This window comes from Streptomyces sp. NPDC003042 (assembly GCF_053591315.1).
The window spans coordinates 1-20,284 of sequence record NZ_JBSFTP010000005.1; the positions used below are offsets into that span (position 1 = coordinate 1).

Consider the following 20,284-nt stretch of genomic DNA (forward strand, 5'->3'; position numbering starts at 1 on the left):
GGCGTCCGCGCGGTGGCGGGCGTCGGTGGTGATGATCGGGGCGTCGGGGCCGATCTGGAGGGCCTCGCGGACCTCCTCCGGGGTGTAGGGCTGGTGCCCGTCGAAGCCGTTGAGGGCGATGACGAAGGGCAGGCCGCTGTTCTCGAAGTAGTCGACCGCGGGGAAGCAGTCGGCGAGGCGGCGCGTGTCGACGAGGACGACGGCGCCGATGGCGCCGCGGACCAGGTCGTCCCACATGAACCAGAAGCGGTCCTGGCCCGGCGTACCGAAGAGGTACAGGATCAGGTCCTGGTCCAGGGTGATGCGGCCGAAGTCCATGGCGACCGTGGTGGTCGTCTTGTCACCGGTGTGGGTGAGGTCGTCGATCCCGGCGGAGGCGCTGGTCATGACGGCTTCGGTGCGCAGGGGGTTGATCTCGGAGACCGCGCCGACGAACGTGGTCTTGCCCACGCCGAAGCCGCCCGCGACCACGATCTTCGCGGAAGTGGTGGAGCGAGGAGCCGCTCCGCCGTTAGAGCTTGCGAAGTCCACTGAGCACCCTTTCGAGCAGTGTCACATCTGGCTGGCCGCCGGCAGACTCGTCGCCGCCGGGCTGGTGAATGGCGACAAGGCCCGCCTCCGCCAGGTCGGCGACGAGGATGCGGGCGACACCAAGAGGAATGGAGAGAAGTGCCGAGATCTCCGCGACGGATTTGATCTCCTGGCACAGACGGCAGATGCGCTGGTGCTCGGGCAACTGCCCTTGCAGGCGCGCGGGATCGGCCGTGGTGCTGACCAGCGCCTCGATGGCGAGCTGGTAGCGCGGCCGGGTACGGCCGCCTGTCATCGCGTACGGACGCACCAGCGGGTTGTGGGCCTTCGGAGCCTGCCGGACAGCGCGCGGCTGCTGAGGCGGCATCTGGGGCTGCTGCTGCGGCTGTTGGGGCTGCCCGTACGGCTGCTGCTGCTGGTACGGGCTGTGCTCCGGCACGGGCCGGCTGGGAGCGGAGGGGAAATTGAAGCGGTTCTGGTCGTGCCCACCCTGCGGCTGCTGCGCGCCGCCATAAGGATGTCCTCCGGGTGTTGTCACGTTTCCTCCTCCGACTCCAAGAACGCAGTCCTCCCTGTGGAACCGCGCCACCGCACCCTATGGTGCGATGGCGCGAACCGCACTGTCTGTCTGTTAGTTGAGAAGACTTCCCTGCAGCTCCGCGCGCAGGTCCGGGGTGAGGACACTGCCGGCGCGGTCCACGAGGAGGGCCATCTCGTAGCCCACCAGACCGATGTCGCACTCGGGGTGCGCGAGCACCGCGAGCGAGGATCCGTCCGAGACCGACATGAGGAAGAGAAACCCTCGGTCCATCTCCACGACGGTCTGGTTGACGGCGCCACCCTCGAAGATCCGGGAGGCTCCGGCGGTCAGCGACGTCAGACCGGAGGCCACGGCCGCCAGCTGGTCGGCGCGGTCGCGCGGGAATCCGTCGGACATCGCCAGAAGGAGTCCGTCGGCGGAGACCACCACGGTGTGGGACACCCCAGGGGTGTTGTCCACGAAGTTGGTGATCAACCAGTTCAGGTTCTGTGCCGCCTGGCTCATCGGGCTCACACTAACGCTCCTGGTCATAGCTGTTACTTGACTGCTCGGAACCCGCGCTGCGTCCCTGCTGGACACCGCGACGCAGGTTGCTCAACCTGCCGCGGACGTCCTCCGGGGCGCGGGAGACCTGGGGGCCGCCCTGCGGGGTCGTCTCCGCAGCACCCTCGACCAGGTTGGCCTTGGGTACCCGCCGAGGGAGACCGGACGGGGTGACCCCGCCGGCCTTCGGCTCACGGAGCTTGCCGGCCTGCTGCCAGCGCTCGTCGTTGCGCGAGCGCCAGGACTCGCTGCCTTCCTCTGCCTCCGGGGCCCGCTCCGCTTCGGGCTGCTGCTGACGCGGCGGCCGCTGCTCGAAGAGGGATCCGGTGGACTCCGCTTCCTGCTGTGCCGGCTGCCACTGCTGCTGGCTGCCGCGTCGCGGCAGGCCCGCTCCGGTCACCTGGTGACCGGTGTCGGCAGCGGTGCCCGGACGGTCGAAGCCTACGCGTTCCGCGGCCGGTTCGGGAGCGGCGGGGGCTTCCGATTCAGTCGGGTAATCCTGCTGGTAGGAGCCCGAATACGTGTTCTGTTCGGGCCACTCCCCTTGCGGTGACTGGTCCTTGTAGCCGCCCTCGTACGCCTGCGCGGGCTGCTGCGGGTCCTGGTATTCGGCTTCCGGATAGGCGTAGCCCTGCTCCGGGTACGCCTCGTAGCCCGGCTGCTGGGGCTGCGCCTCGTACGGGGCCTCGTAGCCCTGTGCGGACTGCTGTTCGTAGCCCTGGTACGGCTGGTACCCGTGTTCCGGCTGCGGTTCCGGATACTCCGGGCCGGGGTACGCGGACTGCTCCTGCGGGTAGCCGGCCTGGGCCTCCAGCGCGGCCCGGCGCTCCTCGCGGCCCAGGGACCGCACGACCGGGTCGACGGACTCGCCGGCGGCGCCAGCCGCTCCGGTGGAGCCGACGCTTGCGTTGGAGTAGCGCGAGTCGTCGAATCCGAGTTCGGCGGCCGTGCGCAGCGGGGCGGGCTGCTGGCTCTTCTGCTGCGGAATGATCGAGGAGACGGTGAAGTCGTCCTGGGGGATGCCCTCGCCACCGCCACCGTGGGTGATGGCGTCGGGGAGCATGACCAGCGAAGTGGTGCCGGCCGCCTCGCCCGAAGGGCGCAGCTGGACGCGGATACTGTGCCGGTCCGCCAGCCGGCCGACCACGAACAGACCCATGCGCTGCGAGATCGCGGCGTCCACGGTCGGCGGGTTGGCCAGCTTGTGGTTGATGTCCGCGAAGTCCTCGGCGGTGAGGCCGATGCCCTTGTCGTGGATCTCTACCATCACGCGGCCGTCGGGAAGACGGGTGGCGTTGACGCGGACCTTGGTCTGCGGGGAGGAGAACGTGGTGGCGTTCTCCAGCAGCTCGGCGAGCAGGTGCACGAGGTCGGTCACGGCCTGGCCGTGGATCTCGGCCTCCGAGACGCCGGAGAACTCGATGCGCTCGTACTGCTCCACCTCGGAGGAGGCGGCGCGCAGGACGTCGACGAGGGGGACCGGCTGGTCCCAGCGGCGGCCCGGGTTCTCACCCGCGAGGATGAGGAGGTTCTCGCCGTTGCGACGCATACGGGTGGCCAGGTGGTCCAGGCGGAAGAGGTTCTCCAGCTGGTCCGGGTCCGCCTCGTTGTTCTCCAGGTCGGTGATGAGGGTCAACTGGCCCTCGATCAGGGACTGGTTGCGCATGGAGAGGTTCGTGAAGATCGCGTTGACGTTCCCTCGCAGGAGCGCCTGTTCGGCGGCGAGCCGCACGGCTTCCCGGTGCACCTGGTCGAAGGCGCGGGCGACCTCGCCGATCTCGTCCTGGGAGTTGATCGGGATCGGCGCGACGCGGGTGTCGACCTTGCCCGGGTCGGTGCGCGAGAGCTGGTCGACGAGCATCGGCAGGCGCTGCTCGGCGATGTCGAAGGCGGAGCTGCGCAGGCGCCGCATCGCGGTGCTCATCTGACGGGCCATCATCGCGGCCAGGATGAAGGCGGCGAGCAGGGCCACGACCACGATGGCGCCGGTCAGGATGGCGTCGTTGCGGGACTCCTCGGAAACCGCTCCGGCGTTCTCGACGGCCTTGTCGAGGAGCTCCTTCTCGATCTCGGCGTAGCCCTCGAACTTGGCGGTGGAGGCGGCCTGCCAGGCCATGGGCGTGGTGCCCTCCGCGGCCAGCCGGGTGTTCTTCCCGCCGCCGGCTATCGCCTCGGTCATGCCGGTGAGCACGGAGCCGTTGACCACGGGCGGAGCCTTGAAGGTGGTGCCGGCCTGCTCCGACTGGCGCTTGGCCTCGGCGAGCTTGGCGGCTCCCTCCTGGGACTTCTTGCCCATGACCTCCTTGAGCCGGTTCGTGTCCTCGTCGGTGCCGGCGGCGACGTACTCACCGATGGCGATCTCTTCGAGGTAGGCGTAGGAGGAGAAGGCGACGAGCTGGGCCTTGCGGACGGTCTCGTCTTCGTTCGGGCGGACCAGCAGGTGCGTGCCGACGGAACGCTGGAGCGAGTTCGCGGCCTTGGCCAGCTCGATCGCGTAGACCATGCGGCCGTAGCTGGTGACGTTGCCGGTGCCCAGACCCAGTTCGTTGGAGAACTGCATCAGGTAGTGCTGGACCAGCACGTACCCCTCTTCGGTCGGGATGGGGCCGGCCGAGGTGGGGAGGTTCTTCTTGGGCGTCTCCGGAATGGCGTAGGCCGTCTTGCGGACCTGCTCCAGCTTCGGCTCCTCCTGCTGGAAGAGCTCCAGGCGGCGCTCCAGGCCCTGCTCGGCCGGCATGTCCTTCACGGCCGCGGCGAACTTCTGCTTCGCCGCGTCGGTGGCCGCGTAGGCCTTCGTCACGACCTCGCTGCCCCGCTGGTTGTTCAGCAGCGGTTCGGCGGTGAGGTCGCGCTCGTTGAGGAGGGCCTGTCCGTACTCGGCCGCGGCCTGGACGATGCGGGCCGTCTTCTCGGCGTCCTTGGCCTCGTTCCAGCTGTCGACCGAACCCTTCACCTGGAAGCCGCCCATGACCAGTCCGACGAGGACGGGTACGAGGAGGATGGCGTTCAGGCGGGTCGGCACACGCCAGTTACGGGGCGAGAACTTGCTGGTGCTGCCACCAATCGCGGGTGGATCCACGGGCACGTCGAAAGACGACGTGGCCCCGCGCGGCGGCGGGGTGAAGTTGCCGCGCGCGGGTTCATCCGCGGGGCTCGAGTTGCTTCGCCTCACTCGACCAACAACCTCTCGGCGGTGCTACTAGCTAGTTCGTTGAATTCCAGCATGGTTAACCGCAGTGTTCCAAACAGATGAAATCGGCCATTCACAGAGCCCTACGCCCCACATAAACCGGACATAAAGAGCGAGCTGCGGCAAAAATAGGGCTAGTTGTGCGCGTAGCGGCACCAACCGAACGCGGGCTGTGCCCACCTGACGGTAATTCTCTGTCGAAACGTTATGAACGACAGGGGCGGGCCGTGTCATAAGACACAGCCCGCCCCGAGGTGTCGCGGTGAAAAGCGTGTTACTTGAGCCGCGCCATCAGGGCGTGCTCCACGAGCGTGATGAGCGCGCTCTTGGCGTCCGCGCGGTGGCGGGCGTCGGTGGTGATGATCGGGGCGTCGGGGCCGATCTGGAGGGCCTCGCGGACCTCCTCCGGGGTGTAGGGCTGGTACCCCTCGAAGCCGTTGAGCGCCACGACGAAGGGCAGGCCGCTGTTCTCGAAGTAGTCGACCGCGGGGAAGCAGTCGGCGAGGCGGCGCGTGTCGACGAGGACGACGGCGCCGATGGCGCCGCGGACCAGGTCGTCCCACATGAACCAGAACCGGTCCTGGCCCGGCGTACCGAAGAGGTACAGGATCAGGTCCTGGTCCAGGGTGATGCGGCCGAAGTCCATGGCGACCGTGGTGGTCGTCTTGTCACCCGTGTGCGTGAGGTCGTCGATCCCCGCGCTCGCGGACGTCATCACCGCCTCGGTGCGCAGGGGGTTGATCTCGGAGACCGCGCCGACGAACGTGGTCTTGCCCACGCCGAAGCCGCCCGCGACCACGATCTTCGCGGAGGTGGTGGAGCGAGGAGCCGCTCCGCCGTCAGATCTTGCGAAGTCCACTGAGAACCCTCTCGAGCAGCGTTACATCCGGCGTTCCGCCGGCCTCTCCATTGCCCGGCTGGTGGATGGCCACCATTCCGGCCTCCGCCAGGTCGGCGACGAGGATCCGGGCGACACCGAGCGGCATCGACAGCAGTGCGGAGACCTCCGCGACCGACTTGACCTCACGGCACAGCGTGCAGATGCGCTGGTGTTCCGGCAGCAGGCCGGACAGGTGCATCGGATCGGCCGTGGTGCTGACCAGTGCCTCGATGGCGAGCTGGTAGCGGGGCCGGGTACGGCCGCCGGTCATCGCGTACGGACGCACCAGCGGCTGATCGCCGTCCGAGTACGAGTCTCCGTACGCGTCGGGATAGGCGGGGGGCGGTGTCATTGATCCTCCGGGCTGGACAGCAGTGGTCAGCGTGCCGTCTGACGGGGCGGCCGGTGGGGGGAGGTGATGACGGCCTGCGGGGGTACTTGGTTCCGGGACGGGGGTCCCGGTCTTCCGGCCGGAAGTACCGTCCGGCCGGAAGAGGGGCAGTCGTAAGAGCTCGTCAGGTGAGCAGGCTTCCCTGCAGCTCCGCGCGCAGGTCCGGGGTGAGGACACTGCCGGCGCGGTCCACGAGGAGGGCCATCTCGTAGCCCACGAGGCCGATGTCGCACTCGGGGTGGGCGAGCACGGCCAGCGAGGATCCGTCGGAGACGGACATCAGGAAGAGGAAACCGCGGTCCATCTCGACCACGGTCTGGTTGACGGCGCCGCCCTCGAAGATCCGGGAGGCTCCGGCGGTCAGCGAGGTCAGACCGGAGGCGACGGCCGCCAGCTGGTCGGCGCGGTCACGGGGGAAACCTTCGGACATCGCCAGAAGGAGTCCGTCGGCGGAGACCACCACGGTGTGGGACACCCCAGGGGTGTTGTCCACGAAGTTGGTGATCAACCAGTTCAGGTTCTGTGCCGCCTGGCTCATCGAGCTCAACTATCGCTCCTGCTGGTAAGTGGGGTCGACGTGGAAACTGCCGGTCGCGGGGCCGGTGGTGCCGGCCTGGCGCCCCTGCTGGATACCGCGTCGGAGATTGGTGAGACGGCCGCGGACTTCGTCCGGAGCACGCGAGACCTGCGGACCGGCCTGAGCGTCCGCCTGCTGCTGCGCGGTGCCCGCCACGAGGTTCGCCCGCGGTACCCGGCGGGGGAGCCCCGAGGTGGTGATACCCCCTGCGGCGGGCTGGCGCACGCGCTCGGCCTGCCGCATCAGCTCGTCGTTCGGTGAGGACCGCCAGCTGACCGTCGGAGAGCTGCCGGTGACCGCCGGGGCGGGCTCGGCAGCGGGCTCCTGACCGCGCTGCGGCATCGGCTGCTGCGGGCGCTGCTGCGCCTCGTACTGCTGCTGCTGGGGCGGCTGCGGTACGGCCGATCCCTGCGCGGCGGCCTGCTCGGCCTCCTCGCGGAACCAGTTCGACTCCATCGAGTCGAAGATCGGGCTGCGGTTCTCGCCGGAGCTGTGCGCCGGGGCCGGCGGCAAGGCCTCCGGCTGGTGCGCCTGCGGCAGTCGCGGAGCCTCGGCGCGGGTCGCCGGTACGGGTGCGGGGGCATAGCCGCCGGGCTGCTGACCCTGCGGCTGCTGCGGGGAGTAGCCGCCGACCCCGGGCCCGCCGGTCCGCGGCGCCTGGCCGTTGGACGGGGGCGTTGCCGGGCGGGCGAACTGGCCCGTGGTCTGACTGGGGGACTGGCCGCCGAGCTGCGGGCGCTCGAACTGGCCGGTCGTGCCGTTGGCGGGGTTGCCGCCACCGGCCTGCGGGTACGGGGCGTTGAAGTCCGGGCGGGCGAACTCGGCCGTGGAACCGGGGCCGGAGAGCTCGTCGTGGCCACGCGGGACCTCGTGGCCCCCCTGGCCGGCGCCCCAACTGGTGCTCTGCGGTATCCCGGCGGGCGAGGCGGCCGCACCCGGAAGCTCCGGGCGGGGCGCGCCACCGCGCGGCGGCAGCTGCGGCCGCTTGCGCTGACCGGGGGCCGGCGGGAGAGCGGACTGCTGCGTGGCCTGCGGCGGCTGCTGCGCCTGCTGGGGCTGGCCCTGCTGCGGCTGAGGCCGCTCGAAGCCGTTGCCCTGCGGGAACGCGGCCGGACCGGACGCCGACGGCGTGGCGCCCGGGCGGGCCTGCGGGCCGCGGCCCTGGAGCGGCGCACCGCCGGCGAAGGCACCCTGGCCCTGGGCCTGACCCGTCGGAGCGGCGGGACGGCCCTGCTGGCCCGGACCCTGCTGCCCCTGCTGGCCCTGACCCTGCGGCCGCTGCTGCTGACCGGCGCCGTCGCGTCCCGGCAGGGCGGCACGCTGGCCGCCACCGGCGACCTGGCCGCGCTGCGGACCGGCGCCCACGGGGGGACGTACGCCCGCACCGGCCACGGCATTCTGCGCACCGGGACCACCGGAGGCACCCGGCGCGCCGGGACCACCCTGCGGACCGCCGGAGGCGCCGGGCATGGGAGCCGGCTTCTTGCCGCCCTGGGCGACATCGACCGGCAGCATGACGAGGGCGGTGGTACCGCCCGAGTCGGAGGGGCGCAGCTGGATGCGGATGCCGTGTCGCAGGGACAGGCGGCCGACCACGAACAGGCCCATGCGGCGGGAGACGGAGACGTCCACGGTCGGCGGCGAGGCGAGCCGCTCGTTGATCGCGGCGAGGTCCTCGGGGGAGAGGCCGATGCCGGTGTCGTGGATCTCGACGAGCACCCGGCCGTCGGGCAGCGCGTGACCGGTGACCTTGACCTTGGTCTGCGGGGAGGAGAACGAGGTGGCGTTCTCCAGCAGCTCGGCGAGGAGGTGCACGAGGTCGTTGACGACGCGGCCGGCGACCTCGGTGCCGGGCACCGACGAGAGTTCGATGCGCTCGTACTGCTCCACCTCGGACGCGGCGGCGCGGAGCACGTCGACGAGCGGGACGGGGCGGGTCCACCGGCGGCCCGGCTCCTCGCCCGCGAGGACGAGGAGGTTTTCGCCGTTACGGCGCATACGGGTCGCGAGGTGGTCGAGCTTGAAGAGCGAGGACAGCTGGTCCGGGTCGGCCTCGCGCGACTCCAGCTCGGAGATGAGCGAGAGCTGGCGCTGGATCAGGCCCTGCGAGCGGCGCGAGAGGTTGGTGAACATCGCGTTGACGTTGCCTCGCAGGAGGGCCTGCTCGGCGGCGAGGCGGACGGCCTCGCGGTGCACGTCGTCGAAGGCCGCGGCCACCTGGCCGATCTCGTCGCGGGTGTGCAGACCGACGGACTCCACGGAGGTGTCCACGTCCTGCGGGTCCGACTCGGAGAGCTGCTTGACGAGCTCGGGCAGACGGTCCTGGGCGACGCGCGTCGCGGTGTCCTGGAGACGGCGCAGCGAGCGGATCATCGAGCGCGCCATGACGAAGGCGCCGATGAGGGAGACACCGAGGACGAGGAGGATCAGGGCACCGTTGATGATGGCGTCCTGCTGCGACTCGTTCTTGAGCTCGCGAGCCTTCTGCTCCATGTCCTGGAGCAGGCTCAGCTCGATCTTCTTCATCTCTTGGAGCTTGGTGTCGTCGGCGTCGTACCAGTCCATCCAGGACCGGTTCTTCTCCTTGCCGAACTGTCCCTGGGTGCTCAGGACGCGGCGGGCGTAGTGGTCGGCGCTGCCGATCTCCGGGTTGCCGTCGCCGAGCGCCGCGAGGAGCTCCTCGGGCTTGCCCTGGTAGACGAGTTCGAAGGTCTTCTTCGACTGGCTCTCCCCGCGCAGCGCGGAGAGGGCGTACAGGCGGTCGTTCTCCTCCAGCCGGCCGGCGCGGTCGCCGCTCTCGGGGAGCGAGGCGGCGATGATCGCGCGCTGGATGGAGGCGTACTCCTTGGCGGAGGAGAAGGCCGCCAGGGCGCGCGTACGCTTGATCATCTCGGGGCTGGAGGTGGCCTGGGCCATGTCCTGCGAGAGGGAGAGCAGCGAGACGATCAGCGCGTTGTACTCGGTGACCGTCTGCTGGGCACCGTTCTGGTACGCCTTCTTGCGGATGTCCTCGATGCCGGTGAGCTGGCGGCCGATCTGCAGGATGTTGTTGCGGATCGACTTGAGGGTGTCGTCCTTGTCCTCCGTGCTGTCGACCTTCTCGGTCGCGGCGGCGAAGGACGCGGCAGCGGCGTCGGTCTGGTCGCGGACACCCGCGACGAGGGTGTTGGGCTTGCCCGACCTGTCGACCGACAGCGGACCCGCCGACTTGTCCCGCTCCTCCTGGAGCATGGCGGCCAGGTGGGTGGCCTGCCGGGTCATCGTCGTCAGCAGCTGCATGTGCTCCAGCTGCGCGATGTCGTTCATCGAGTCGTTGATACGGAAGCCACCGAGCGTGGTGGCGGCGACGACCGGCAGGGTCAGCAGCGACACCAGTCGCGTGCTGATGCGCCAGTTCTGCATGGCGAGGCGGGAACCGGACCCACTGGGGGCCTTCGGTATCGCCTCGGCCGGCTCGACGGGTCCGCTCTTGCCCTTGGCCCTGCTGGGCTTCCCGGAATTACCGGTCTTCCCGGGCTTCCCGGACTTGCCGCGACCCTTCGCCTGTACCGCGGCGGAGGTGTCGGGGCGCGCTCCTTCGACAGCCGGCCCGCGGTTTTGGGCGTGCTGGGGCGAGGAGCCACGGTCGGTCCCGCCGCGCGGCTCCTGCTCCGCCGCAGCTTCCCCTCGGCCCTGGCGGGCCTGGGGAGACCCCATTCCATCCCTCTTGAATCGTCCCTGCACTAGCGTCGCAACCTCTGGACCAGGCGTCCCGCCGGGTGAGCGGTGGGACGGTGTCGAGTCGTGGGGCACTGACGGCCCCATGGTGGTCGTCGGTGACCGGCGCGTCTCCCTCTCCGTGCCGCCGCGCTCGGCGCTGTCTCGCGCCACCTGCGCGCCGGCTGATTCCCGCGGCGGTCCCGCGAATTCCAGCACAGTGGGGGATCTCCAACAAGGTGCGCGTGTCGGCCCGGCGAGCCGGTCACGGCTTGTGACAGCTGGACTACACCATGTGGAAGCCTTATGGGGAGGAATCGGACTTACGCCAATCAAAGCTTGTGCCTGTCAAGGTGTCCCAGTCGAGATGATCAGCAGCGGAATGACGCATTCAGTGGCGCAATGTCCGTTTCGGCGCCCGGAATTGACTGTCCGTTGTGCCTGAATTGCCCGGTCATTGGTGAGCAAACTCACACGGCCGTGGCCATTACTTCCCGGTTCAGTCGGCGATTCAGATGTTTAGCCTTGCCCTTTAAAGGGTTGGCGCACCGACCGAACGGTCCGCGCACCGAACAACCACCACCCACGACCGAGCCGAGGGCCCCAGACTCCGATGAAGACGACGATGATGTTCCGCAACATAGCCAACCCCCGCCGCACGACCCTCGCGCACCTGAAGGACGCCGAGGAGCTGCAGGCGGCCCCGGCCACCCCGGAGCACTCCGTCGAGCTGCCGGCCCAGACCGCGAACCCGCGCCGCACCGTCCTGATGGACGCCCCGGTCGCCGCCGCGCGGTAGGCACGGCCGCCACGAGCGCCGAGCGCCGCCCCCCACCGCGTTAGCCTGGAGTCCGCAGACTCCAGCCAGCGGAAATACAGAGGGGCAGACGCCACACGTGCGCATCGCCAGGTTCTCGATCGACGGCAACGTCGCGTTCGGCGCGGTCGAGGGCAGCACCGCCCCCGGCGACGAAGCGACGCTCGTTCTCGACATCATCAAAGGCATTCCGTTCGCGGACTTCGAGCTCTCCGGTACGAAGGTCCCGCTGAACAAGGTCCGGCTGCTGCCGCCGGTGCTCCCGAACAAGGTCGTGGCCGTCGGCCGCAACTACGCGGAGCACGCGGCGGAGCTGGGCAACGCCATCGTCGACGACCAGGGCCGTCCGGACGCCCCCGTCGTCTTCTTCAAGCCCTCCACCTCGGTGGTCGGCCCGGGCGACCCGATCGCGTACCCCTCCTTCTCCCAGGACCTCCACCACGAGGCGGAACTCGCCGTGGTCATCGGCCGCATGTGCCGCGAGGTCCCGAAGGAGCGCGTCAAGGACGTGATCCTCGGCTACACCTGCGCCAACGACGTCACCGCCCGCGACGTCCAGCAGCGTGAGAACCAGTGGGCCCGGGCCAAGGGCTTCGACAGCGCCTGCCCCCTCGGCCCCTGGATCGAGACTGATCTGGACCCGAGCGACCTGACCATCCAGTGCACCGTCAACGGCGAACAGCGCCAGCTCGGCCGCACCAGCGACATGGTCCGTTCCATCGAGGACCTGATCGTCCACATCAGCGAGGCCATGACACTCCTCCCGGGCGACGTCATCCTCACGGGAACCCCGGCCGGAGTCGGCCCCCTCAACGTCGGCGACGAGGTCGCCGTCACCATCGAAGGCATCGGCACTCTCACCAACAAGGTGATCAAGCGTGGTTAACGGACCCGTCCGCGTACGTTTCTGTCCCTCCCCGACCGGCAACCCCCACGTGGGACTGGTCCGCACGGCCCTCTTCAACTGGGCGTTCGCCCGCCACCACGGCGGTACGTTCGTCTTCCGCATCGAGGACACCGACGCGGCCCGCGACTCCGAGGAGTCGTACCAGCAGCTGCTCGACTCGATGCGCTGGTTGGGCTTCACCTGGGACGAGGGCCCCGAGGTCGGCGGCCCGCACGCCCCGTACCGCCAGTCCGAGCGCATGGACATCTACGAGGACGTCGCGCGGAAGCTGGTCGACGGCGGCTACACGTACCGCTGCTACTGCACCACCGAGGAGCTCGACGCGCGCCGCGCGGCCGCCCGCGCGGCCGGCAAGCCGTCGGGCTACGACGGCCACTGCCGCGAGCTGACCACCGTGCAGCTCGAGGCGTACCAGGGCGAGCACCGCCCCTCCATCGTCCGCTTCCGGATGCCCGACGAGCCGATCACCTTCACGGACCTCGTCCGCGGCGAGCTGACCTTCACCCCCGACAACGTGCCGGACTTCGGCATCGTCCGGGCCAACGGCGCCCCGCTGTACACGCTGGTCAACCCGGTCGACGACGCGCTGATGGAGATCACGCACGTCCTGCGCGGCGAGGACCTGCTGTCCTCCACCCCCCGCCAGATCGCGCTCTACAAGGCGCTGATCGAGCTGGGCATCGCCAAGGACACCCCCGCCTTCGGCCACCTGCCGTACGTGATGGGCGAGGGCAACAAGAAGCTCTCCAAGCGCGACCCCGAGGCCTCGCTCAACCTGTACCGCGAGCGCGGCTTCCTCCCCGAGGGCCTGCTGAACTACCTCTCGCTCCTCGGCTGGTCCTTCTCCCACGACCGGGACATCTTCTCGATCGAGGAGATGGTGGCGAAGTTCGACATCACGGACGTGAACGCCAACCCGGCGCGCTTCGACCTCAAGAAGGCCGAGTCGATCAACGCCGACCACATCCGCCTGCTGGACCCGAAGGACTTCGCGGACGCCTGCACCCCGTGGCTGCGGGCTCCGCACGCCAACTGGGAGCCCGAGGACTTCGACGCCGAGGCCTGGGCGGCCATCGCGCCGTACGCCCAGACCCGCGTGACGGTCCTGTCGGACATCACCGCGAACGTCGACTTCCTCTTCCGCAAGCAGCCGGTCGAGGACCAGGCCGCCTGGGACAAGGCGATGAAGGGTGACCCCGCGGCCCTGCTGACCACGGCGCGCGAGCACCTCTCGGCCGCCGACTGGAACGACCCGGAGTCCCTCAAGCAGGCCGTCCTGACCGCCGGCGAGGCCCACGGCCTCAAGCTGGGCAAGGCCCAGGCCCCGGTCCGCGTGGCCGTGACCGGCCGCACGATCGGCCTGCCGCTCTTCGAGTCCCTGCAGATCCTGGGCAAGGACCGCTCGCTGGCCCGCATCGACGCGGCCCTGGCGAAGCTCACCGCGTAGCTCGCGCACACCACAGGGGGCGGCAGCCGGATTCCCGGCCGTCGCCCCCTGTGGTGTTGTGTGAAGGGCCCACCCAGGACGAACGCCCGGCGTAGGCTCGGCTCCATGACGCTCCGCGCCGTGCTGTGGGACATCGACGACACCCTCTTCGACTACACGGGCGCCGACGCGGCCGGGCTCGCGCGCCACCTCGCCGACGAGGGGCTCGGGGAGCGCTACGGGTCCCCGGCCGAGGCGCTCGCCCTGTGGCGGCGGCTCACCGAACGGCACTGGGCGCGCTTCGCCGCCGGTGAGGTCACCTTCCGGGGGCAGCGCCAGGACCGCGTACGGGACTTCCTCGGGGCTCCCGGGATGACCGGGGAGGAGGCCGACGCCTGGTTCGACCGCTACGTGGAGCACTACAAGGCCGCCTGGGCACTCTTCCCGGACGTCGTGCCCGTACTGGACGTGCTCGCCGACGGCTACCGGCACGGGGTGCTCTCCAACTCCTCCACCGTCAACCAGGACCCCAAACTGCGCCACCTCGGGCTGCGCGACCGCTTCGAGGTGCTGGTCTGCGCCGCCGAGCTGGGGGCCAGCAAGCCGGACGCCGCCGCCTTCCTCGGCGCCTGCGCGGCGATGGAGCTGGCGCCGGGCGAGGTGGCGTACGTGGGGAACGAGCCCGAGATCGACGCGTGGGGCGCCCGGGACGCGGGGCTCACCGCGGTCTGGCTCGACCGCGACGGCGCACGCGGTCCGGCGCCCGCCGGTGTCCACCGGATCGCCGGGCTTGCCCAGCTCCCGGAGCTGCTGGCCGGGGATACCCGTTTTGGAGCACGGTCGGGCATCCGGTAATGTTCTTTCTGCGCCGCCCGAGCGGGCCGAAAGGCTGGAGGGGGGCGCTAACCGAATGAAAGCCTCTCAGGGGCTTGCATTTTGGTGGGCTATAGTGTAATTGGCAACACGAGGGTTTCTGGTTCCCTTATTCTAGGTTCGAGTCCTGGTAGCCCAGCGCAGTGCAGAAGTAACGCAGTGCTTGCCCCCGTTGTGTAGCGGCCTAGCACGCCGCCCTCTCAAGGCGGTAGCGCCGGTTCGAATCCGGTCGGGGGTACAGATCCTTCCCGCGAGATGTCCAGGGTCGCACCCGGACGTGTTGATGCAGGATCGCTAGGGCCCCCGTTGTGTAGCGGCCTAGCACGCCGCCCTCTCAAGGCGGTAGCGCCGGTTCGAATCCGGTCGGGGGTACTACGTCTAGCTTGGTCTAGACCACTATGGGCTATAGTGTAATTGGCAACACGAGAGTTTCTGGTTCTCTTATTCTAGGTTCGAGTCCTGGTAGCCCAGCGCAGTACCAGCTGGCCCCCGTTGTGTAGCGGCCTAGCACGCCGCCCTCTCAAGGCGGTAGCGCCGGTTCGAATCCGGTCGGGGGTACGCATGGAAGAGGCCCTCCGCGATCATCGCGGAGGGCCTCTTCGCTGTTCCCGTACGGGCGCGTGAGTACGGGCCCAGGGGCGCGAGTTGGACGTGTGCGGCGTCGTACGCGCCCCCGGGCCCGGGGGATGTGTGAGGCGTGGGCAGGTCAGCCGGAGCGGCGCAGGGCCTCCGTCAGACGGGCGGCCGCGTCGATGACGGCCTGGGCGTGCATCCGCCCCGGGTGCCGGGTCAGGCGCTCGATCGGGCCGGAGACCGATACGGAGGCCACCACCCGGTTCGAGGGCCCGCGCACCGGCGCCGAGACGGAAGCCACACCGGGCTCCCGCTCGCCGATCGACTGGGCCCAGCCGCGGCGCCGTACGCCCGACAGGGCCGTCGCCGTGAAGCGCGCGCCCTGGAGACCCCGGTGGAGCCGCTCGGGCTCCTCCCAGGCCATCAGGATCTGCGCGGCGGAACCCGCCTTCATCGGCAGCGTGGAGCCCACCGGGACGGTGTCCCGCAGGCCCGACAGCCGCTCGGCTGCCGCCACGCAGATACGCATGTCGCCCTGACGCCGGTAGAGCTGCGCGCTCTCGCCCGTCACGTCCCGCAGGTGCGTGAGCACCGGTCCGGCCGTGGCCAGCAGACGGTCCTCGCCGGCCGCGGCGGCAAGCTCTGCCAGCCGCGGGCCGAGGATGAACCGGCCCTGCATGTCCCTCGCCACCATCCGGTGGTGTTCCAGTGCCACGGCAAGGCGATGTGCCGTGGGTCGTGCGAGCCCTGTCGCCGCGACCAGCCCGGCGAGGGTGGCCGGACCGGACTCCAGTGCGCTCAATACCAGAGCTGCCTTGTCGAGAACGCCGACGCCGCTAGAGTTGTCCATGAAACGATATTCACGTCTCACACTGTGAAACGCAAGTTCAATTTTTCCAAGAACCAGCGAGTCTGTATGTGCGGGTCCACGAACCACTGGGTCCGAGCCGTCGTTCCGCACGTGGGGTACGGGCGATCAGGCGCACCAGATCTCTAAGAAGCGCCGGCACAACCGGCCGGCCGGAGGGAAAGCGATGGGTAGGACACTCGCGGAGAAGGTCTGGGACGACCATGTCGTCCGGCGCGCCGAGGGCGAGCCCGATCTCCTCTTCATCGATCTGCACCTGCTGCACGAGGTGACCAGCCCCCAGGCCTTCGAAGGACTTCGGCAGGCCGGTCGCAAGGTCCGCCGCCTGGACCTCACCATCGCCACCGAGGACCACAACACCCCCACCATCGACATCGACAAGCCCATCGCCGACCCGGTCTCCCGGGCCCAGCTGGAGACGCTGCGCAAGAACTGCGCCGAGTTCGGCGTACGCCTGCACTCGCTGGGTGATGTCGAGCAGGGCGTCGTCCACGTCGTGGGCCCGCAGCTGGGTCTGACCCAGCCCGGCACCACCGTGGTCTGCGGTGACTCGCACACCTCCACGCACGGCGCCTTCGGCGCTCTGGCCTTCGGCATCGGCACCAGCCAGGTCGAGCACGTGCTGGCCACCCAGACGCTGCCGCTGGCCCGCCCGAAGACCATGGCGATCACCGTCACCGGCGCGCTCGCCGACGGCGTCACCGCCAAGGACCTGATCCTGGCGATCATCGCCAAGATCGGCACCGGCGGCGGCCAGGGCTACATCCTGGAGTACCGCGGCGAGGCCATCGAGCAGCTGTCGATGGAAGCCCGCATGACCATCTGCAACATGTCGATCGAGGCCGGCGCCCGCGCGGGCATGATCGCCCCCGACCAGACGACCTTCGACTACCTCGAGGGCCGTGACCACGCCCCCGTGGGCGAGGACTGGGACGCGGCGGTCGCGTACTGGAAGACGCTGCGCACGGACGACGACGCGGTCTTCGACGCCGAGGTCGTCATCGACGGCACCACGCTGTCCCCGTTCGTCACCTGGGGAACCAACCCCGGCCAGGGCGCGCCCCTGTCGGCCAACGTCCCCGACCCGGCTTCGTACGAGGACGCTTCGGAGCGCAATGCCGCCGAAAAGGCCCTGGAATACATGGGGTTGACCGCCGGCCAGCCGCTGCGCGACATCAGGGTCGACACCGTCTTCGTAGGTTCCTGCACCAACGGCCGCATCGAGGACCTGCGCGCCGTCGCCGGGATCATCGAGGGCCGCAAAGTCGCCGACGGCGTACGGATGCTGGTCGTCCCCGGCTCGGTCCGGGTCGCGCTGCAGGCCGTGGCGGAGGGCCTGGACAAGGTCTTCAAGGAGGCCGGCGCCGAATGGCGGCACGCGGGCTGCTCGATGTGTCTGGGCATGAACCCCGACCAACTGGCGCCCGGCGAGCGCTCCGCGTCCACCTCCAACCGCAACTTCGAAGGCCGGCAGGGCAAGGGCGGGCGCACCCACCTGGTGTCCCCGCAGGTGGCCGCGGCCACCGCGGTGCTGGGCCATCTGGCCTCGCCCGCCGACCTGTCCGAAGCCCCCGCGAACGCCGGAGTCTGAACCATGGAAGCCTTCACCACCCACACCGGCCGGGCCGTCCCGCTGCGCCGCAGCAACGTCGACACCGACCAGATCATCCCGGCCCACTGGCTGAAGAAGATCACCCGTGACGGGTTCGAGGACGGGCTCTTCGAGGCCTGGCGCAAGGACCCGGAGTTCGTCACCAACCGCCCGGAGCGCGCCGGCGCGACCGTCCTGATCGCCGGCCCCGACTTCGGTACCGGCTCCTCGCGCGAACACGCGGTCTGGGCGCTGCAGAACTTCGGCTTCAAGACGGTCATCTCCTCCCGCTTCGCCGACATCTTCCGCGGCAACTCGCTGAAGAACGGTCTGCTGACCGTCGTCCTGCCGCAGGAGACCGTCGACCGGCTGTGGGAGCTGACCGAGGCCGACCCCACCGCCGAGGTCACCGTCGACCTGGTCGACCGCAAGGTCCGAGCCGAGGGCGTCGAGGCGGAGTTCGAACTCGACGACAACGCCCGCTGGCGTCTCCTGGAGGGGCTGGACGACATCTCGCTCACCCTTCAGAACGAAGGGGACATCAGCGCTTACGAAAGCACCCGCCCGGTCTTCAAGCCGCGCACGATTCAGGCCTGATTCCTGCCTGATCAGCGCTTATTCGCCCTCGGGTGATCACATCGGCAACACTGTGCCCCCCGCCTTCCGGCGGGGGGCACAGCCGTATGTTGAGGCCCCGTGAGGCGACAACTCGCCCCAGATGGCACAATCTGTGCATGGAACGCGACAGTCAACTCGAGCTCTACGAACTCGTCGCGGACCGGTTGAAAGAAGCACACAGAAGGGTGCGCACACTGCAAGTCCCGGAGGGCGTAAGGATGGCGCTGTCCCGGAAGCTGTTGGTCGTCACTGCCACGGCGAAGCATGATCTCGCCGATGCGGCAAGGCGCCTGGACAGGTTGATGAAGGACCTCGACGAGGGTCGATTCCCTGAAGGCGACTGATGCGAAGGAACTCCGTAACAGCCGACATCGTTGCGGCACTAGGGTGATTAGCCCGTTTCGTGTTTGATTTGCGGTATATATCCGCCTAACGTGCGAAATAAGCTTGAACACATTCGTTCTGGCGAAGTCTCCGAAGGGGAAGACGTTGAACAAGGCGCAGCTCGTAGAAGCGATTGCCGACAAGCTGGGCGGCCGCCAGCAGGCGGCGGACGCTGTCGACGCGGTACTGGACGCGATCGTCCGCGCAACCGTCGCGGGCGACCGGGTCTCGGTCACGGGCTTCGGCTCGTTCGAGAAGGTCGACCGTCCGGCCCGTTACGCCCGCAACCCGCAGACGGGGGAGCGCGTCCGGGTCAAGAAGACCTCGGTTCCCCGCTTCCGTGCGGGCCAGGGCTTCAAGGACCTGGTCAGCGGCACCAAGAAGCTCCCCAAGGGTGGCGAGGTCTCGGTGAAGAAGGCGCCCAAGGGCAGCCTTTCCGGCCCGCCTCCCACCATCGCGAAGGCCGCGGCCAAGAAGGCCGCCACGAAGAAGGCGACCGCCGCGAAGACCACGGCGGCGAAGAAGACCACGGCCAAGAAGACCACGCCTGCCGCGAAGAAGACCACGGCGAAGACCGCCGCGGCCAAGAAGGCGGCTCCGGCCGCCAAGACCGCCGCCAAGAAGGCGACGCCTGCCGCGAAGAAGACCACGGCGACCGCCAAGAAGACCGCTCCGGCGGCCAAGAAGGCCACCGCGACGAAGGCGCCCGCCAAGAAGACGGCGACGCGCAAGGCCACCGCGAAGAAGACCACCGCCCGCAGCAAGTAAGGGCACGAGTCACACACGCCGGGCCGGCTTCCCCTCCTGGGGAAGCCGGCCCGCGGTGTGTTCTTCGCAGGTCACAGGGGTGCGAGGGTCAAGGCGGTTTAGAAGGTCTGCAGAGTCACCAGGGTGATGCGCAGGTCCGCGCCCTCGCCGTCCGTCTCGATGCGCACCCGCTGCCCCGGCCGCAGCAGCAGCAGACCGCCCGCGTCGAAGGCCTGGGCCTCGAAGGGCACCGGGGTGCCGTCGTCCAGCAGCACACTGCCGCTGCGGGTCTGGGAGTCGTACGTGTACGCGGTCGCCTGCATACGGGCACTGTATCGGGCCGTGTGGGGCCCCACACCAAGGGCGAGGGCCGTCCGCAGATCCGCGCCGGTGTCCACGTCCCGGCGTACGCTCTCGACGCCCGCCAGAGAGATTTCCACCGCGCCCGAGGCCGAATGCCGGGCCCGCGACGGACCACCGAACGAAGGGGCCAATTCCACGTCCGGAGCAGCGGAAAGCAAGGTCGTCCCGATTCTCGCCGCATCCGCCAGAAATGCCCGGGGAAATACGGCGGCGGTATCGAGCACCCGTAGCAATTCCGGTGGCCGCAGGGCCGGCAGATCGGCGTTCATCGCGGCCACCGGGGACCCCGGCCGGCCCGCCCGTATCGCCCGCGCCCCATGGGCCAGCGCCGCGTTGAGCCCGGCGCCCGGGGCGTCGGTGACGATCCGCGCGCCCAGCCTGGCCAGTTCCGCCCCCGCCGCGGCGTCGTCCGTGACGACCACCACATCCGCCACCGCCCCGCAGGCCAGCGCCCCGGCCACGGTGTCCTGCGCGAACGCCAGCGCCAGCCCGGGACGGGAGGCGCCGACGGCCGCCGCCAGACGGCTCTTGGCCAGTGCCAAGGGCTTCAGCGGGAGCACCACACTCCAGACGGCGTTCGTGACGGACCCCTTCCCTCCGGTGCGCTGGCGCACCCGCCCCGGCCGACGGCAGTCCGTGCCCCGGTCATCGGTCGGCCCATTGTCGCCCCCGACCTGACACGGGGAGGCCCCTTGGTGCGAGCGGGGCGTACGGTGTCCTCGACAGAGACCGGACCCGGGGCGAGACTTGTCCGGACGACGAGGTGCC

At 69.6% G+C, this 20,284-nt stretch carries 17 protein-coding genes, 5 tRNA genes and 1 pseudogene; 13 read left to right on the plus strand and 10 right to left on the minus strand.

Annotation, left to right across the window (positions count from 1 at the left end):
• From ACWDYJ_RS04125 to ACWDYJ_RS04160, 8 genes are all read right to left on the minus strand, one after another.
• A partial coding sequence (locus tag ACWDYJ_RS04125) for a GTP-binding protein (protein WP_451563903.1) occupies window positions 1-531 on the minus strand: 531 nt, incomplete at its 3' end.
• Window positions 512-1,069 (minus strand): DUF742 domain-containing protein, encoded by a 558-nt coding sequence (locus ACWDYJ_RS04130; RefSeq protein ID WP_451563904.1) that lies wholly within the window; start codon window positions 1,067-1,069, stop codon window positions 512-514. The genes ACWDYJ_RS04125 and ACWDYJ_RS04130, both read right to left, overlap by 20 nt.
• A gap of 93 nt (window positions 1,070-1,162) precedes the next feature.
• The gene (locus ACWDYJ_RS04135) at window positions 1,163-1,576 is read right to left on the minus strand and encodes a roadblock/LC7 domain-containing protein (RefSeq protein ID WP_030037347.1); all 414 of its coding nucleotides are present in this window, start codon (window positions 1,574-1,576) and stop codon (window positions 1,163-1,165) included.
• Window positions 1,577-1,586: 10 nt separating this feature from the next.
• Window positions 1,587-4,787 carry a sensor histidine kinase gene (locus ACWDYJ_RS04140; RefSeq protein WP_451563905.1) on the minus strand — a complete coding sequence of 1,067 codons (3,201 nt, stop codon included), beginning with the start codon at window positions 4,785-4,787 and terminating at the stop codon, window positions 1,587-1,589.
• 292 nt (window positions 4,788-5,079) lie between these two features.
• Entirely contained in the window at window positions 5,080-5,664 is a 585-nt protein-coding gene (locus tag ACWDYJ_RS04145; RefSeq protein WP_451563906.1) for a GTP-binding protein, read from the minus strand.
• Complete coding sequence (locus ACWDYJ_RS04150; RefSeq protein ID WP_451563907.1) at window positions 5,645-6,037, minus strand: DUF742 domain-containing protein; 393 nt, start codon at window positions 6,035-6,037, stop codon at window positions 5,645-5,647. The genes ACWDYJ_RS04145 and ACWDYJ_RS04150 overlap by 20 nt, the downstream gene beginning before the upstream one ends.
• A 163-nt stretch (window positions 6,038-6,200) precedes the next feature.
• Complete coding sequence (locus ACWDYJ_RS04155; protein WP_069922098.1) at window positions 6,201-6,614, minus strand: roadblock/LC7 domain-containing protein; 414 nt, start codon at window positions 6,612-6,614, stop codon at window positions 6,201-6,203.
• Window positions 6,615-6,623: 9 nt separating this feature from the next.
• Entirely contained in the window at window positions 6,624-10,349 is a 3,726-nt protein-coding gene (locus ACWDYJ_RS04160) for a nitrate- and nitrite sensing domain-containing protein (RefSeq protein ID WP_451563908.1), read from the minus strand.
• Window positions 10,350-10,962: 613 nt separating this feature from the next.
• Here ACWDYJ_RS04160 and ACWDYJ_RS04165 point away from each other — a divergent pair.
• The 9 genes from ACWDYJ_RS04165 to ACWDYJ_RS04205 all read left to right on the plus strand — a co-directional run bounded on the left by ACWDYJ_RS04165 (window position 10,963) and on the right by ACWDYJ_RS04205 (window position 14,930).
• Entirely contained in the window at window positions 10,963-11,148 is a 186-nt protein-coding gene (locus ACWDYJ_RS04165) for a hypothetical protein (protein ID WP_451563909.1), read from the plus strand.
• A gap of 97 nt (window positions 11,149-11,245) precedes the next feature.
• A complete protein-coding gene (locus ACWDYJ_RS04170) occupies window positions 11,246-12,052 on the plus strand; it encodes a fumarylacetoacetate hydrolase family protein (RefSeq protein WP_451563910.1) in 807 nt (268 codons plus the stop codon).
• Window positions 12,045-13,520: a glutamate--tRNA ligase gene (gene gltX / locus ACWDYJ_RS04175; RefSeq protein ID WP_451563911.1), complete on the plus strand. Its 1,476-nt coding sequence runs from the start codon at window positions 12,045-12,047 to the stop codon at window positions 13,518-13,520. Before ACWDYJ_RS04170 ends, gltX begins: the two co-directional genes overlap by 8 nt.
• Window positions 13,521-13,625: 105 nt before the next feature.
• Entirely contained in the window at window positions 13,626-14,354 is a 729-nt protein-coding gene (locus tag ACWDYJ_RS04180) for an HAD family hydrolase (protein WP_451563912.1), read from the plus strand.
• An 85-nt stretch (window positions 14,355-14,439) separates the two neighbouring features.
• Window positions 14,440-14,511 (plus strand) — tRNA-Gln (locus tag ACWDYJ_RS04185).
• A gap of 26 nt (window positions 14,512-14,537) precedes the next feature.
• Window positions 14,538-14,610, plus strand: a tRNA-Glu gene (locus ACWDYJ_RS04190).
• A 61-nt stretch (window positions 14,611-14,671) separates the two neighbouring features.
• Window positions 14,672-14,744: transfer RNA gene (locus ACWDYJ_RS04195), tRNA-Glu, on the plus strand.
• 27 nt (window positions 14,745-14,771) lie between these two features.
• Window positions 14,772-14,843, plus strand: a tRNA-Gln gene (locus ACWDYJ_RS04200).
• 14 nt (window positions 14,844-14,857) lie between these two features.
• A tRNA-Glu gene (locus tag ACWDYJ_RS04205) sits at window positions 14,858-14,930 on the plus strand.
• A 148-nt stretch (window positions 14,931-15,078) separates the two neighbouring features.
• Here ACWDYJ_RS04205 and ndgR read toward each other — a convergent pair.
• Window positions 15,079-15,795 (minus strand): IclR family transcriptional regulator NdgR, encoded by a 717-nt coding sequence (gene ndgR / locus ACWDYJ_RS04210; protein WP_007266782.1) that lies wholly within the window; start codon window positions 15,793-15,795, stop codon window positions 15,079-15,081.
• 184 nt (window positions 15,796-15,979) lie between these two features.
• On the opposite strand from ndgR, the gene leuC reads away from it, so the two are divergent.
• The 4 genes from leuC to ACWDYJ_RS04230 all read left to right on the plus strand — a co-directional run bounded on the left by leuC (window position 15,980) and on the right by ACWDYJ_RS04230 (window position 19,174).
• Window positions 15,980-17,404 (plus strand): 3-isopropylmalate dehydratase large subunit, encoded by a 1,425-nt coding sequence (leuC, locus tag ACWDYJ_RS04215; RefSeq protein WP_451563913.1) that lies wholly within the window; start codon window positions 15,980-15,982, stop codon window positions 17,402-17,404.
• Window positions 17,405-17,407: 3 nt separating this feature from the next.
• Window positions 17,408-18,001, plus strand: coding sequence for a 3-isopropylmalate dehydratase small subunit (gene leuD / locus ACWDYJ_RS04220; RefSeq protein ID WP_451563914.1), 594 nt, complete (start codon window positions 17,408-17,410; stop codon window positions 17,999-18,001).
• Window positions 18,002-18,138: 137 nt separating this feature from the next.
• Window positions 18,139-18,366 (plus strand): SCO5555 family protein, encoded by a 228-nt coding sequence (locus ACWDYJ_RS04225; protein ID WP_451563915.1) that lies wholly within the window; start codon window positions 18,139-18,141, stop codon window positions 18,364-18,366.
• A 145-nt stretch (window positions 18,367-18,511) separates the two neighbouring features.
• On the plus strand, window positions 18,512-19,174 hold the full coding sequence (locus ACWDYJ_RS04230; protein ID WP_451563916.1) for an HU family DNA-binding protein: 663 nt from the start codon (window positions 18,512-18,514) through the stop codon (window positions 19,172-19,174).
• 305 nt (window positions 19,175-19,479) lie between these two features.
• On the opposite strand, the pseudogene cofC reads toward ACWDYJ_RS04230, so the two are convergent.
• Window positions 19,480-20,130 (minus strand): annotated as a pseudogene (gene cofC / locus ACWDYJ_RS04235) (2-phospho-L-lactate guanylyltransferase); the annotation flags it as partial.
• Between the last annotated feature and the right edge of the window lie 154 nt (window positions 20,131-20,284).

Excerpts from the sequence above, each read along its gene's own strand:
- ACWDYJ_RS04135 (WP_030037347.1), bottom strand. The coding sequence starts at position 1,576 with ATGAGCCAGGCGGCACAGAACCTGAACTGGTTGATCACCAACTTCGTG.
- ACWDYJ_RS04150 (WP_451563907.1), bottom strand. The coding sequence starts at position 6,037 with ATGACACCGCCCCCCGCCTATCCCGACGCGTACGGAGACTCGTACTCG.
- ACWDYJ_RS04155 (WP_069922098.1), bottom strand. The coding sequence starts at position 6,614 with ATGAGCCAGGCGGCACAGAACCTGAACTGGTTGATCACCAACTTCGTG.
- ACWDYJ_RS04160 (WP_451563908.1), bottom strand. The coding sequence starts at position 10,349 with ATGGGGTCTCCCCAGGCCCGCCAGGGCCGAGGGGAAGCTGCGGCGGAG.
- ACWDYJ_RS04165 (WP_451563909.1), top strand. The coding sequence starts at position 10,963 with ATGAAGACGACGATGATGTTCCGCAACATAGCCAACCCCCGCCGCACG.
- ACWDYJ_RS04180 (WP_451563912.1), top strand. The coding sequence starts at position 13,626 with ATGACGCTCCGCGCCGTGCTGTGGGACATCGACGACACCCTCTTCGAC.
- ndgR (WP_007266782.1), bottom strand. The coding sequence starts at position 15,795 with ATGGACAACTCTAGCGGCGTCGGCGTTCTCGACAAGGCAGCTCTGGTA.
- leuC (WP_451563913.1), top strand. The coding sequence starts at position 15,980 with ATGGGTAGGACACTCGCGGAGAAGGTCTGGGACGACCATGTCGTCCGG.
- leuD (WP_451563914.1), top strand. The coding sequence starts at position 17,408 with ATGGAAGCCTTCACCACCCACACCGGCCGGGCCGTCCCGCTGCGCCGC.
- ACWDYJ_RS04225 (WP_451563915.1), top strand. The coding sequence starts at position 18,139 with ATGGAACGCGACAGTCAACTCGAGCTCTACGAACTCGTCGCGGACCGG.